Here is a 13,856-nt window from a genome sequence, read left to right as displayed (position 1 = left end):
ACGTCGGCGATTCGGGGCAGACCGGATATGGCGACTTTGTCTTAGGCCACTGGTCCTGACAACATTAATGGCCTAGTCGATCGTGCCGAATTCCGTCGTGGGCAGGATCCAGTAGACGAGGTTGGTGCCGGTAAACGAAGTCCGAAGCCGTTCGAGCAGGCGCTCAGCATCGCGCCGTGGCAGGATAATCCATACGATGACCTGATCGGCGCGCCCTTTGACGCGCTCGGCCGTGCTTTGGAGTCGCAAGCCAGCGCCGTGTCCGGCAGCATCGGAGGCCGTGAAACCCCTCACCAGATCGGTCTGTTCGCCGAGATAGTCGAACAGCTCGTCGCGAAGTCCGCGCGGCAGGATCAATGTGAGGCAGACGGAGCCGCTCGTCATTTGGCCCCCTTTGCAGCGCCGCCGTAGCGGCGATAGAGGATCGGCAGCAGGATCAGTGTCAGCAGTGTGGACGAGACCAGGCCCCCAATCGCGACGATTGCCAGCGGTCGCTGCACTTCGGATCCTGGACCGGAGGCGAACAACAGCGGGATCAATCCGAGCGCCGTGATACTTGCCGTCATCAGAACGGGCCGCAGTCTTCGCATGGCGCCTTCGACGACGATCCGCCCCTCGCTCAGGCCGTGAGCGCGGAGCTGGTTGAAACAGGAGACCAGCACGACGCCGTTCAGCACGGCTATGCCGAGCAGCGCGATGAATCCGACCGACGCCGGAACGGACAAATATTCGCCGCTCGAGACCAGCGCGAACACGCCTCCGATCAGGGCGAAGGGGATGTTGACCAGTACCAGCAGGGCATGGCGCACTGAGCCAAATGTGGTGAACAGCAGCACGAAGATCAGGCCGATGGCGACCGGCACCACGACAGAGAGCCGCGCTGCGGCGCGCTGCTGGTTCTCGAACTGGCCGGCCCAGGTCAGCCGATAGCCTTCCGGCAGCGGAAGCTCGGCGGCAACCTTATGCTGAGCAGCCTGGACGAATCCGACCATATCGCGGCCGCGGACATTGGCGCGAACCACGCTCATCCGATTGCCGTTTTCACGGTCGATCTTCACGGGCCCATCGACGCGCTGGATACGGGCGACCTGCGACAGCGCGACGTGCTGCCCGGACGAGAGCGTCAATGGCAGGCTGGCGAGCAGAGTCGGCGCCTTCCGAGTCGTCTCGCTGCCGCGGACCAGGATGGGCGTGCGGCGTCCCTCCTCGAGCGCCGTCCCGATGGTACGGCCCTCGATCTGCGTGCGCAGCGCGTTGGCGATGGAGTCGACCGTCAGGCCGAGGCGGCCGGCTTCCATCCGGTTGACGCCTACAGTGTAGTATTGTGCGCCTTCGTTGAGTGTGGTGTAGACGTCCTCGGCACCGTCAATGCCGGACAGGATAGACGATAGTTTCGCCGCTATCTCATTGAGTCTGACGATGTCCGGGCCGAAGATCTTGACCGCCACGTCGCCGCGCACTCCGCTGATCATCTCTTGCACGCGCATATCGATCGGCTGGGTGAAGCTGAGCGATATGCCGGGAAAGCCGGCCAGAACCTCGCGAAGTTTCTGCAGCAAGGCCTCCCTGTCCGTAGTCTGCCTCTCTGCCGCAGGCTTGAGCACGAGAAACGTATCGGTTTGATTGGGGCCCATGGGATCGAGGCCGAGCTCGTCAGACCCAGTCCGTGCGATGATGCCGGCAATGTCCGGCACCTTCAACAGCGCCGACTGTAGCCTCGCATTGATGGCTAGCGATTCGTCCAGGTTAACGGAAGGGAGCGTCTCCACGCTGACAATGACATCGCCCTCGTCCATGGTCGGCATGAAAGTCTTGCCGAGTTTTGTGTATGCAAAGCCCGCGGCGATCAGGCCGACCAGCGCGGCCGCGATGACTTTGCGCTCATTGTTTAACGCCCAGCCTAGGGCAGGCGCGTAGGCGCGCCGCGCGGCCCGGATCAGGAGGGGATCGCCATGCGAGGCGGACTTGAGGATGAAGGAGGTGGTGACTGGAACGACGGTGAGCGCAAGCAGGAGCGAACCGGCCAGTGCGAAAATGATTGCGAGCGCCACGGGAACAAAAAGCTTTCCCTCAAGCCCTTGCAGGGTCAGGAGCGGCACGAACACGATGATAATGATCAGCACACCGGAGGCGACAGGTTGCAGGACTTCGCAGACCGAGCGGAATACGATGTGGATCAGTGGCGTGGCTCTCCCGGGATCGTGCCTGCTGAGATTGCCGACGATGTTCTCGACCACGACCACAAGTGCATCGATCAGCATGCCAATCGCAATAGCGAGCCCGCCGAGGCTCATCAGATTGGCCGACATCCCGACCGCCCGCATCATGACCAGCGCGATGACGATTGCAAGCGGCAGGCTGAGCGCAATCACCAGCGAGGCACGCCAGTTACCTAGGAACAGCAGCAGGAGCACGATCACGAGCACAGTAGCTTCACCGAGTGCCCTCACTACGGTGCCGACGGCACGGTTGACCAGGTGGCTCCGATCGTAGAATGCGTTGATCGAGACGCTCTTGGGCAGCGACGGCTGCAGTTCTGCAATCCGCGCCCGGACGTCGCGGACGAGTTGGCCGGCATTGGCGCCCCGCAGGCCGAGCACCAGCCCTTCGACGGTCTCGCCGCGGCCGTCGGCCGTGACTGCTCCGTAGCGGGTCAGCGTGCCGATCTGGACTCGTGCCACGTCGTTGACCCGGATCGGAATGCCGTCGCGGGAGTCGACGATGATCGCCCGGACGTCGTCGATGCCACGAATGCTGCCTTCGATGCGAACCAGTGCGGTGTCTTCGCCCTGGTTCACGCGGCCCGCGCCGTCATTACGGCTGTTGGCCTCGATGGCCCGGCGGAACAGGTCGTAGGAGATGCCGCGGGCCGCAAGCGCGTCGGTCCGCGGAACGATCTCGAAGGCACGGACATAGCCGCCAAGCGCGTTGACGTCGGCAACGCCGGGAACGGTGCGCAGGGCCGGGCGGATCACCCAGTCGAGCAGGGTCCTCCGCTCCGCGAGCGAGAGCTCGGGGCTGTCGATGGTGAACATGAACATCTCACCCAACGGGCTCGTGATCGGCGCAAGTCCGCCGCTCACGCCGTCCGGGAAATCGCGCGAGATGTTTGACAGGCGTTCCGAGACTTGGTTGCGCGCCCAGTAAATGTCGGTGCCGTCGTCGAAATCGACTGTAATGTCTGCCAACGCATATTTGGTGGTCGAACGCAGAATTGTCTTGTTAGGGAGCCCGAGCAGCTCAAGCTCGATCGGAACCGTGATGCGCTGTTCGACCTCCTCGGGGGTGAGGCCCGGCGCCTTCATGATGACCTTCACCTGGACCGGCGAAACGTCCGGATAGGCGTCGATCGGCAGGCTCGGTAGAAACACGGCGCTAGCACCGATCAACAGCAGCGCGCTCAGGACGACGAACAGCCTCTGTGAAAGTGCGAATGCGACGAGGCGTTGGAGCATCTATTGCCCTAACCCAGAGAGAATACCGCGAAGCGCCGAAATGCCGCCGATCGCGATTTCGTTCCTGTCCGTGATGGGACCGGACACCACGACGTGGTTCTGGTCTTCCGCGAGCAGAGCGACCGGAACGAGGCGGAAGCCGCCGTCGATGGCCACGAAGACCCAAGTCTGCTCGCCGCGGCGGACTAGCCCATTATAAGGTATTTCCCAGGCGCTTTCTCCAGGGGAGAGGAAACCGATGCGTGCCGCAGCTGTCTGGCCGGGATGCAGTTCCCCGTTGTTGGGGATTTCCGCGCGAACCAAGATGGTCTGGGTCGCCGCGTCCGTGGTCTCGGAGACCAGCACGACCTTGCCCGGCGTGGCATAGCCTTCGATTTCAATTTTCGCACCGGTGCGGATTGCATGGAGGTTCGCCGCCGGAATTGCGATTTCTGCCCAGAGTGACGAGAGCTGCGCAAGCTTGACGAGCGGTGCTGACTGCTCGAGCCGCTGGCCTGGCGAAACCGCGATATCAACTACGGAAGCCGCCTGCGGCGCGTAGACAGTCAGCCTCGCGCTGATCGCCGCCTCGTTGGTCAGCCGCGAGACCGCCTCATCGGATAGTCCGCTCAGACGTAGCATCTGGCGTCGCTCTGCGACCGCGATGCTCGCCTGCCGCGCCTCAGTCTGGCTCGCCTCCAGCACACGTTGCGGCACCGCCTTCCCTTCAAACAGGTCGGCGTTACGCTTGAGCTGCAGGGCAGCCAGAACTTCTTGCGCGACCGCTTGCAGATACTCGCGTTGCTGCGAAACGAAGCTTGGGCTTTCCAGCGTGACGAGCGGCTGGCCGGCGTTGACGCGATCTCCACGAGCGACGGCCAGATTGGAGACCATCCCCGCAACGGGAGCGCTGACGACCCATAATTGCGGCGTTGGGATCACAATCTGGGCCGGATAGGGCAGCGTTTGGTCGGTACGGCTCGATACCGGATGCGTCACCCGGACTCCAAGATTCTGAGCCTGCTCCGCGCTTAGCTTCACCTCATCCTGCGCCACCGACACTGAGGGCAAAAAACTGAGTACGAGCGCAAGGAGAGCGCGGGCCGCGCGCCGAAAGAGGCTCGGACCGAGAATCGCCTGCCGGAGCTGCATGACCGGATGTCCTCTGTCGCCGGGCAGCCGAAGCATCCCGTGATTGCGGATTTTGCTTACTCCATCAGAGCCTTGATGGGTTGATTTGCATCAACTGACCACGATCCACTGACCGCTCGGGGAAGGGAATGCAGTCGGATGCTCCAACGCCAAATGGGTCGCCAACAGCTCTCTCTTGATCTCGCTCAATCCGTTCGCCGTGCGAGAGGTTAGACTTTATGTCCTGAGGAGTTGTGGCCAGTGAAGCCAAACAAAATCGCGGTCATTGCAGGCGCCCTTATTGCATTGTTCGGGCTTCGGCAGCCGGCGCTCTCACATAGCGGGACGGCGCAGGACCCTTGGAATCCTGCGCACCTTCAAATGCTGCCTCCTGAAGTTCGGGCGGACGTACGAAAATGGGATGCCAGGTGCGGAGGCTCGGTAGCCGCGGCCCAGCGGTTCGCTCTCTACCTCACGGTTCCGAGCGCGCAGTTCTTAGCTCTCCATTTCGACGATTTTCGCTGCCGCAATAAGACGGCTTACTGCGGTGCCGCTGGATGCCTGCACGAAGTCTACGTCTCCACCATGGGCCGGTATCGCCGTGTGCTTTCTGTTCATGCCCGCGACGTTCGGTTGTCGTCTCTTCACGATCGGGCCGTCCTTGAAGTCGTCGATGCAAAAGGTAACAGCAGCTTGCTTCGGTGGAATGGGAGCCGGTTTGTCGGGAAATAAACTTCGCACAGTCCCAGTCCAGGTCAGCTGATCGTGCACGGCGCGCAACGAAACACGGAGGATATGACCATGCGTTCTAAATTTACCTTGCCCGACTTGGAGGCGAGGTTGCAAGAGCTGCAGGACGGAGCGCTCGTTCAGATTAGCCGCCGTGACTACGAGCGCCTGTTCGGATTGAACGATGCGGCGCTCGGTCGGCTGCGAAATTTCGCTCGCAGTCATCAATGCGTTGCAAGTTCCGCGGACACCGCCATACAGTTTCGCAAGAGCGTCGCGTCGATTGCTGAGAAGCGGGAGCCGCGACTATAGGATCCGTGGCGAGCAGCGAGTAGATCGTCGCGGCGCACGACACTCGTATGGACCGCCACGGCACGTCGCCAATCCGCTTAAGGCGGAAAGTCGGCCGGCTCCACGTCGATTCGATCGGCATGAAGTGACCGGTGCCGAATTGCGCGCCCCTCGCAGAACTTTGGCTTCGCTAGGTAAGCCGCTTCCGTCTCGTCCCGCGCATCGAGGTCGATGGTGCGCTGGCACGCTTCGCAAAATTGGCCTTGGTCGCCGACTATATCTTTGATAGAGCGGACGACAAAATGTGCCGTGCATACCTCCTTACGCCAATCGTGAGTTCCGCCTCGCGTCAATACACAAAGACCGGTGTCTCAAGCAGGTGATCATTCACTGTCACGACGCCAGGAATAGCTTCGGCTGCTACGCGGATGGCTGTTCGTTCGGCCACGGATGGTGCGAAGCCCCAGAGGTCGACGACTCCATTCCGTACCGTTGCGTTCAGGTTCGACGTATGCGCCCAAGACTGCTTCTTGAGCTCCTCGAGGAACCTCGTCCTGATGGATGCATCGGAAAGTGACACCTCGAGCTTCGGCCTAGCGCTTGCGATCGCCTGAAGCAGGTTGGGCCGACTGACGATTCCGATAAGCTGGCCGTACTGGTTGACGATTGGCACACGTTTGATTTGATTGGCCTCAAGCTGCATTGCGATCTCGTGCAGCGGCGTCTCCGGCGCCGCGGTTACGACGTCGCGCGTCATGACGTCCTCGACCTTGACCGCGTGCGATTTGACATAGTCGGTGGCCAGTTGAGCGTCGCCGGTCAAAAGACGCAGCCACCAGGAGTAGGGGCGTTCGGTGCCGGCTTCGGCTCGGTGGATCAGATCGCCTTCGGTCACAATCCCGAGGATCTTGTTGTCGGCATTGACGACAGGCACCGCGCTGATGCGTCGAGCAAGCAGGAGTTGCGCGACCTCGCGGATCGTGGCGCTTGCATCGACAGTTATGACGGGGGAAACCATCACGTCTCTTGCCTGCATGGCATCCTCCGTATTAATCGCTCAGCTTCGATTTGTCTGCATCTTGCCGGATTGGGGGCCGTCGAGATTGATCGGGATCAAGCGACAGGCCTGCTGAGCGGTCAGAATGTTCGACCTTCGAGGGAGGACATTCGCATGACCAAGATACCGCATCGTGCTGTGGTGTTCGTCGGTGATGGGCGAAAGGCGCTATTCTTCCGGAACGAAGGCGACGAGAAGTTCCCGCATTTGAAGGTAGAGGCCGCCTTCGAGGATCAGAACCCGACTGCCCATGACCAAGGAAGCGATCGGCCTGGCCGGGTGAGCAAAGCCTCGCATAGCGGGCAGAGAAGCGCCGTGGAGGCGACCGATTGGCATGAGCTCGAGGAGCGCCGCTTTGTGAAGCAAGTGGCGGTTGCCGTGGAGCGCATGGTGCGCGGCGAGCCGTCGACGGCGCTGATCATCGTCGCACCGCCGCGCACTCTGGCGGCGCTTCGGTCGGATTTTCATCCCGATGTAAGGCGACGGATCGTGGCGGAGCTTGCCAAGGACCTCACCAGGCACCCGGTCCGCGACATCGAAAAGCATGTGCTGGACGAGTAGGGCGGACCGTCTGGAGCAACCTGTCCGAGACTCGCCTCCGACCAGAAGCGATTCGAGGACAGACGGGAATATCCCGCTTGATGTGCGTCAAGTCTGAAAACAGCCGGATGCAGGATAAACGGCCATCGCATCAGGTATTGGAGCATGTACATGTCTCTTGCGAGCGTCATGGTGTACGTCGACCCAAAGCAGCAGGAAGAGGGACAGATTGCTGTCGCTGAAGGCATCGCAGGAGGGTTTGGAGCGTCCCTGGTTGGTGTCTCAGCCGTCGCAGTAGAGCCCCCGTTCGTTGCCGAGGGCGTTATCATCGAGCAGACAACGGCCGAGGATCTCGATCGAATGCGGGCGATGCTTTCAGAAAAGGAAGCATGGTTCAGGCGGATCGTCCGCCTGCCGAGTGAGAAGGTGGAGTGGCGCTCGGCGATCGCGCCTCCGACCGAGTTCCTGGTGGAGCAGGCCAGGGCTGCTGACCTTATCGTGATCAGGCGTAAGAAGCCTAACGTCAATTACACCCGGCATCTCGATCCCGCCGGCGCCATGCTGCGAATGGGCCGTCCAACGCTTTTGGTGCCGGACAGTGTCACGCAACTAGCCGGCGATCGAATCGTGATTGGCTGGAAGGATACCCGGGAGGCGCGTCTCGCCGTTCGTGAAGCGTTGCCGTTCCTTAGGAGGGCGTCGAGGGTCGCAATCACCGAAATATGCACATCTGAGGAGCAGGATGCGGCGCATAGCCGGGTGCGGGATGTGGCGGGTTATCTCAAGAAACACGGAGTGAGCTGCGAACACGAAGTTCGTGTGCATACAGCAGAGCCAGATGCTGGCTATCTCATTCGCCTGGCGGCGGAGGTGGGCGCCGACCTCATCGTTGCAGGAGGTTATGGACATAGCCGGTTGGGCGAATGGATGTTCGGCGGCATGACGAGTAGCCTTCTGCAGCAGGCGCGAGTCTGCCTGCTGATGGTCCACTAGGCCGCGACGCTCGGTCTCGACGACGGCGGTTCGACGCTGCAATCGAGAAGGCCCGACTCGCGATTCCGATGGGAGAAAAGAAATGCGGGCGTCAGATATCATGCGGAGGTCGTTCGCAACTGTGAAGCCGGAAGCGCCGCTGCTGGAGGCACTCCACCTCCTGCTCGAGACCAATCAACGCGGCCTGCCGGTCCTCGATAATGCAGGGGCGCTTGTCGGCATCATTGCCGAAGGCGATTTCCTCCATCGTCACGAGCTGGGCGTCGACTATCCCGAGGGGTGTTGGCTCGAATGGCTACTGGGAAAGCAGGAAGGCGAGCTCGCTCGTGAGCGAACCAGAGGACTGCGGGTCGAAGCAGTCATGAGCCGTCATCCCGTTTGCGTCGACGAGAATGCCACAATCCATGCGGTCGTCAAGGAAATGGATGTCTACCAGATCTCGCAGGTGCCGGTGCTCCGCAAGAGAAAGGTCGTTGGTATCGTCGGGCGAATGCAGGTGCTCACAGCGCTGGAGAGCTGTCTTAGGGAGCCTGGCCAAGCCTTACGGGAATAGGATTAGCGGGCGGAGATATTCCGAACAATCGCGATGGACCCACTCGATAATATACCAGACCGAGCCATTCGGCTCGATGCCTGCAGAGGCATTGCACTCTGGTTCGGAGATGTATTCGGCGTTTCTGCTGTTGACGCTATTTCTGGTCGCGGCCGTTCATTCAATGGATGCCGATCTCGCGGACGGCGCAAATGTGGCGATCGTCCTGCAGCAGCCGGGCTAAGCGCTCTCGCGTGCTGCGATCCTGCAATACCGCCCCGTCAATACGGATGTGCTGCCGACCTTCGTACCTGGCAGTTTCTCGTCACGCTCGGTGGATTGTGGTGGTGGTGGGGCGTTGGCGGTTATTGCCACTCGTGACGTCACGTCCGGTGTTCGCATTGTCGGCCGTATACCTGATTTGGTCGCTTGCTGTTGCAATGAGTTGGATCAGTCCGGCGCTTGAGCTCGCAGTTCCGCAATTCCCGAAAGGCTTGCTCTACCTGATAAACAAGCCGGATCTTGACCCGCTGCGACTTCTGCATTTCCTTGCGCTTTCGATTTGTATCACCAATCTCGTCCCGGCGCATTGGGCCGCTCCACGGTCGAGCGCGCTGCTGGGAGCCGTTCGTTGCGGAGAGATTTCGCTTGAGATCTACTGCGTGGGGGTCTTGTTGTCTCTTGCGGCATATACCGTTCTGAGAACCGTATCTGACGGCGTGCTCGCTCAAGTCATCGTCAGCGGCACGGGCATCGCTCTTCTTACCGTCTTTGCGACCTTGCTGATCGGGTTCGCTGGCCTTCGCGCTGCGAATAAGCGACTTTGATCAAATAAATCGTCGACATTTCGGATCGTTCACATGCCTTCAAGCGCTCTGCGCAATTTTCGGATGATCACGCCCCGTGATCGATCGTCTGCGGCCGCTTCGATCTGGTCATTGATATCGAGAAGCAGTTTTGACATATCATTGTGCCAATCGAGGTTGACGACTGCATTGGGAGCGAGCCTGCGGCGGCGAGCAACGTCGATCGGTGTCGGTGCGGCTGTCGATAATTCGTAGACGTCGTCCAGCATAGGCGTGAAAATCTGCGCGGTTGGCACGGTCCGCTCGGCGACCCGGTGCAGAAGGCCTCCGAGCGCATGCTCTTCTCCATGCACGATGAACAGACCACGTTGAATGGGGCGCCGAGCGGCAATCCAGCGCGCGAGTTCCGGACCGTCGGCATGCCCGGAGTATTCGTCGATATATCGAATCCTCGCAGCGACTTTGATCTCTTCGCCCTGAATCCTCACCGCTTTCGCGCCATCTCGCAGGAAGCGGCCTAGGGTCCCTTGAGCCTGGAATCCCACAAGCAAGACCGTGCACTCCCTGCGCCACAACCATCGCTTCAGATGATGGCGGATGCGGCCGGCGTCGCACATTCCGCTTGCGGCGATGATGATGTGAAAGCCGGAGAGCCTGGCGATGGACTTGCTCTCGTCAACGGTTTCCGTGAAGTGCAACTGACTGGAAGTCAGAAGCCGGTCCAGACCGACGCTCGGATCGAGACTGGCCGCGTGATTCCGGAACACTTCCGTCGCACGGATCGCCAACGGCGAATCGAGGAAGATCGGTGCTGTCGGAATCTCACTGCGCGCCATCAAGTCGGCCAGATCGACGATCAGCTCCTGGGTCCGTTCTACCGCAAAAGCGGGGATTAGCAGTGCGCCGCGTCCGCTGGCGGCATCGCACACCTCCTGGGCGAGATGCGCGCGGCGCAGTGCGTGAGTTGTGGACGGGCGATCGCTATCGCCGTAGGTCGACTCGCAAAATACGTAATCGAGGCCGGTCGGTGACTCCGGATCCGGCTCCAGCAGTTTGGCGTCTGGGCCGATGTCACCCGACATCAAGACACGCAACGGCCCACCGTTTCTGCCTTGATCAGCGAATTCCAGCTCGATCGAAGCCGAGCCGAGTAAATGGCCGGCATTCCAATAGCAGGCGCGTACGCCCGGCACCACCGTGTACCACGTTTGGTATTCGACCGGCCGGAAGGCATCGAGTGTCGCAATCGCATCGGCCTGCGTGTAGATGGGCGTGACCGCGGCCCGCCCTCGCGCGGCGTTTCGGCGGTTCAGGGCGGCAACCTCCGTTTCCTGGATGTTGCCTGCGTCGGGAAGCATGTAGGAGCAGAGGTCCATCGTGCCGCGCGTCGCCAGGATCGGGCCCGAAAAGCCCTCATGCTTGAGCCTCGGCAGGAGCCCGCTGTGGTCGATGTGGGCATGCGTCAGCAAAACGGCATCGACATCCGCCGGGCGGAACGGGAATGCACCGTAGTTGAGCGCTTTCAACGTTTTCGGTCCCTGAAACAACCCGCAATCGACCAGGAATTGTCCTTTCGGCGTAACAAAGAGATAGCAGGAGCCGGTAACGGTGCGGGCGGCGCCGCAAAACTGGATGGTGACGCTCACGGGGGGCTCGCAGTCTCCGGCATGCCAACAACTTCCCGCCGTAACGCGCGGGCGAGAAGATCGTCGAGGCGGATGGCATTGGTTGGATGTGGCACGCTGTTGGTGGATCGGACGGACCGAATGCCGGCGCGACCGAACTCTGTCATAAGCGCCGGTGGAAATAGTGCGTGAACGATGATGGCCTCGATAGAAGAGGCTCCTGACGCGGCCAGAGCTTCCGCACAGGCGGTAAGCGTCCCACCAGACGACACGATGTCGTCGATGAAGAGGACGGGACGCCCGGCGAACAGTGGCGCGTCTGCGAAGGCGATCTGCACCGACTGATCACTCCGGCGTACTTTTCGCGCCACGCTGTATGCAAGTCCGAGACGGCCGGCGATGTCGGCCACCCAAGATCGCGATTCCTCATCGGGACCGACCACGACGGTCGTGGGCGCTACTGTCTCGGCACGAAGCACAGCTTCGATCGCAGGAGCCGCCGACAGGTTGTGCGCTTCAATGCCAGGAAAGACGCCGGCGAGGTTCGGCGTCCGATGGAGATGTGCATCAAACGTGATGACGCAATCGAAGGTGTTCGTCAGAAGGGTACCGATTGCGCGCTGACTAATCGCCTCACCCGGATGGAACGCTGTGTCCTGGCGCATGTAGCCGAGATATGGCGAAACGAGCACGAGACGCTTGGCTCCTTCGCGCCGCAAGGCCTCTGCAGCAAACAACAGCGCAATCAGCTTTTCATTGGGTTGATTGAGCGAGCAACAGACTATCGTGATGGTTGCCGCTGGGCCTACCGTTACCCGCAGCTCCCCATCGGGAAATCGATGCAAGATGATTTCATGGCCGACAATACCCAGAGTTTCAGCAAGCCGAGGCCCGAAATGGGTGGAAGTGGGCAGCCATTGAACCGCACTCCGGATCATGGTGTTGCCCCGGCTTGCGGTTCGATCCGGTAAGCAGAGTCCAGCTGGGCCATGCCGACGGCAAGGTCAAACCCCGATGGTTCGAACGCGTGAATACGAAAGAGCGGCTCTCCTTGCGCGACCCGATTGCCAATCTTCTTGAACAACTTGATGCCAGCACCCTTGTCGAGCGGGGCACCTGCCGTCCGCGCCAGCCGGTTGAGGCGCAAGCAATCGATCGCGGAGATGACACCATCGCTTGCGGCGGGAATGTCGAGGGCAAGGCTGCCGATTTCGGTGGCGGAAGGCGCCGGGCCCTGAGCCTCGATTATCTTCACCATCTGTCGAAGCGCCGCCCCGCTCTCCAGGAGCTCGCTTGCGCGTGCATAGCCAGTGCCTCCGCGCAAGTCTGGGTCGTGTTCCAGAAGGTGGGCGGCAAGCCGCAACGACTTCTCACGAAGATCGCGCGGGGCCTGGGGCTCATTGGCGAGCACTGCCATCACGTCCTGTGCCTCAAGCGCCGGGCCGATACCGCTGCCGATGGGCTGCCGTCCATCGGTGGTCACGACCTCCACCTCGAGGCCAAAACGGTCGCCGACAAACTGAAACAGCTTGCGGAGTCGCATAGTCTGGGATGCAGTCGTAAGCTTGGCGTTGGGTCCCACCGGAAGGTCGATAAGAAGATGCGTCGAGCCGGCGGCCAGCTTCTTCGACATAATGGATGCAACCATCTGTTCGTGCGTATCCAGCGCCAGCGGTCGCTCGACGCCGATCAGGATGTCATCTGCCGGCGACAGATTGACATGCCCGCCCCAGGCAAGGCAGCCGTTGCAGGAGGCGACGACTTCCTTCATCGCTTCGACGCTGAGGTCGACCCGGGCCAGCACCTCCATGGCGTCGGCCGTTCCGGCAGGCGACGTGATCGCGCGCGACGACGTCTTCGGGATCGTAAGCCCGTGCGCGGCTACAATCGGGACCACGATCATGGACGTGCGATTGCCAGGAATGCCGCCAATGCAATGCTTGTCGACGACGGTCCTGGCATTCCATCTGAGCTGCGTTCCCGCTCTCGCCATGGCCTCCGTAAGAGCGATCAATTCGCCGGATGTCATGAAATTGGCGGAGCTCACGAGGAACGCGGCGATTTCCATATCGGAATAGCGATAATGCACGAGATCGTCGATGACGGCGCCGATCTCGGAAGCCTCGAGCGTCTTGCCCTGAATCTTGGAGCGAACCGCGTCCAGACTTGCTGGCGATGGAGCAGGGGTGACTGCAATGTAGCTGCCTGCCGGCTGACCAAAGCGGCGAAAGGCGGGCTCAGCCATGCCAAGCTCGTTGGGTCCGACCAGGCTGTCGTCATCGGTGAGGAGGACCGTCGCCAGCTGCGTCTTCGAGCCGCTGCGCAGCTCGACTCTCGAAAATCCTCGAAAAAGGTCCGGCCGCAGCGCGGTTGAGCGACGGGAGATTACAACGACGTTTTCCCGGCCGGTGTCGAGATTGACACGGCGGGATCTGAGCTGGGCGCGGCCGGGTGGAATGGCGTTCATCGATGAAGCTTCTTTGTCGCGGCGAAGCGAGGATAGGCCTGGCCGACGAGCCCGATTTGCGACAGATCAACCCGCCGCCGGTCCTCAAGCACAGAGAGGTCGTGGGGTGCAGGCGATGCGGCTGCCTGAGCGAGACAGATGCGCTCGTAATGTCTCCGGGTACGCGGCAGGTAGAGTGGGGCTGGCGGACTCCTTCAACAGTTCGTCGACTTGATCCGTGTCAAATGATAGGCATCGGAAGCAGCTAACGT

At 61.2% G+C, this 13,856-nt stretch carries 13 protein-coding genes; 5 read left to right on the top strand and 8 right to left on the bottom strand.

Annotated features, from left to right (window positions below):
• Positions 1-72 precede the first annotated feature (72 nt).
• From ACRQ5Q_RS41500 to ACRQ5Q_RS41480, 5 genes are all read right to left on the bottom strand, one after another.
• On the bottom strand, positions 73-384 hold the full coding sequence (locus ACRQ5Q_RS41500; RefSeq protein WP_439400089.1) for a DUF3240 family protein: 312 nt from the start codon (positions 382-384) through the stop codon (positions 73-75).
• Complete coding sequence (locus ACRQ5Q_RS41495; RefSeq protein WP_439400088.1) at positions 381-3,455, bottom strand: efflux RND transporter permease subunit; 3,075 nt, start codon at positions 3,453-3,455, stop codon at positions 381-383. Before ACRQ5Q_RS41495 ends, ACRQ5Q_RS41500 begins: the two co-directional genes overlap by 4 nt.
• On the bottom strand, positions 3,456-4,586 hold the full coding sequence (locus ACRQ5Q_RS41490; RefSeq protein WP_439400087.1) for an efflux RND transporter periplasmic adaptor subunit: 1,131 nt from the start codon (positions 4,584-4,586) through the stop codon (positions 3,456-3,458). It lies immediately after the preceding gene.
• Positions 4,587-5,060: 474 nt separating this feature from the next.
• Positions 5,061-5,519, bottom strand: coding sequence for a hypothetical protein (locus tag ACRQ5Q_RS41485; RefSeq protein WP_439400086.1), 459 nt, complete (start codon positions 5,517-5,519; stop codon positions 5,061-5,063).
• Positions 5,520-5,934: 415 nt separating this feature from the next.
• A complete protein-coding gene (locus ACRQ5Q_RS41480; RefSeq protein ID WP_439400085.1) occupies positions 5,935-6,621 on the bottom strand; it encodes a CBS domain-containing protein in 687 nt (228 codons plus the stop codon).
• Between the two features lie 135 nt (positions 6,622-6,756).
• Between ACRQ5Q_RS41480 and ACRQ5Q_RS41475 the strand changes: the two genes are divergently transcribed.
• From ACRQ5Q_RS41475 to opgC, 5 genes are all read left to right on the top strand, one after another.
• On the top strand, positions 6,757-7,203 hold the full coding sequence (locus tag ACRQ5Q_RS41475) for a baeRF12 domain-containing protein (protein ID WP_439400510.1): 447 nt from the start codon (positions 6,757-6,759) through the stop codon (positions 7,201-7,203).
• A gap of 150 nt (positions 7,204-7,353) precedes the next feature.
• Positions 7,354-8,175: a universal stress protein gene (locus ACRQ5Q_RS41470; RefSeq protein ID WP_439400084.1), complete on the top strand. Its 822-nt coding sequence runs from the start codon at positions 7,354-7,356 to the stop codon at positions 8,173-8,175.
• An 82-nt stretch (positions 8,176-8,257) separates the two neighbouring features.
• Entirely contained in the window at positions 8,258-8,728 is a 471-nt protein-coding gene (locus tag ACRQ5Q_RS41465) for a CBS domain-containing protein (protein ID WP_439400083.1), read from the top strand.
• 76 nt (positions 8,729-8,804) lie between these two features.
• The gene (locus tag ACRQ5Q_RS41460) at positions 8,805-8,951 is read left to right on the top strand and encodes a hypothetical protein (protein ID WP_439400541.1); all 147 of its coding nucleotides are present in this window, start codon (positions 8,805-8,807) and stop codon (positions 8,949-8,951) included.
• Positions 8,896-9,534, top strand: coding sequence for an OpgC domain-containing protein (gene opgC / locus ACRQ5Q_RS41455; protein WP_439400082.1), 639 nt, complete (start codon positions 8,896-8,898; stop codon positions 9,532-9,534). Before ACRQ5Q_RS41460 ends, opgC begins: the two co-directional genes overlap by 56 nt.
• 29 nt (positions 9,535-9,563) lie before the next feature.
• On the opposite strand, the gene ACRQ5Q_RS41450 is transcribed toward opgC, so the two are convergent.
• From ACRQ5Q_RS41450 to ACRQ5Q_RS41440, 3 genes are read right to left on the bottom strand one after another with little or no spacing between them, the layout of a single operon-like run.
• Complete coding sequence (locus ACRQ5Q_RS41450) at positions 9,564-11,159, bottom strand: MBL fold metallo-hydrolase RNA specificity domain-containing protein (RefSeq protein WP_439400081.1); 1,596 nt, start codon at positions 11,157-11,159, stop codon at positions 9,564-9,566.
• Positions 11,156-12,076 carry a ribose-phosphate pyrophosphokinase gene (locus tag ACRQ5Q_RS41445; RefSeq protein ID WP_439400080.1) on the bottom strand — a complete coding sequence of 307 codons (921 nt, stop codon included), beginning with the start codon at positions 12,074-12,076 and terminating at the stop codon, positions 11,156-11,158. Before ACRQ5Q_RS41445 ends, ACRQ5Q_RS41450 begins: the two co-directional genes overlap by 4 nt.
• A complete protein-coding gene (locus ACRQ5Q_RS41440; RefSeq protein ID WP_439400079.1) occupies positions 12,073-13,605 on the bottom strand; it encodes a thymidine phosphorylase family protein in 1,533 nt (510 codons plus the stop codon). The genes ACRQ5Q_RS41445 and ACRQ5Q_RS41440 overlap by 4 nt, the downstream gene beginning before the upstream one ends.
• Positions 13,606-13,856 lie beyond the last annotated feature (251 nt).

It is taken from the genome of Bradyrhizobium sp. PMVTL-01, assembly GCF_051861855.1.
Taxonomy (GTDB): domain Bacteria; phylum Pseudomonadota; class Alphaproteobacteria; order Rhizobiales; family Xanthobacteraceae; genus Bradyrhizobium.
This window is presented reverse-complemented; position numbering and strand designations above follow the sequence as displayed.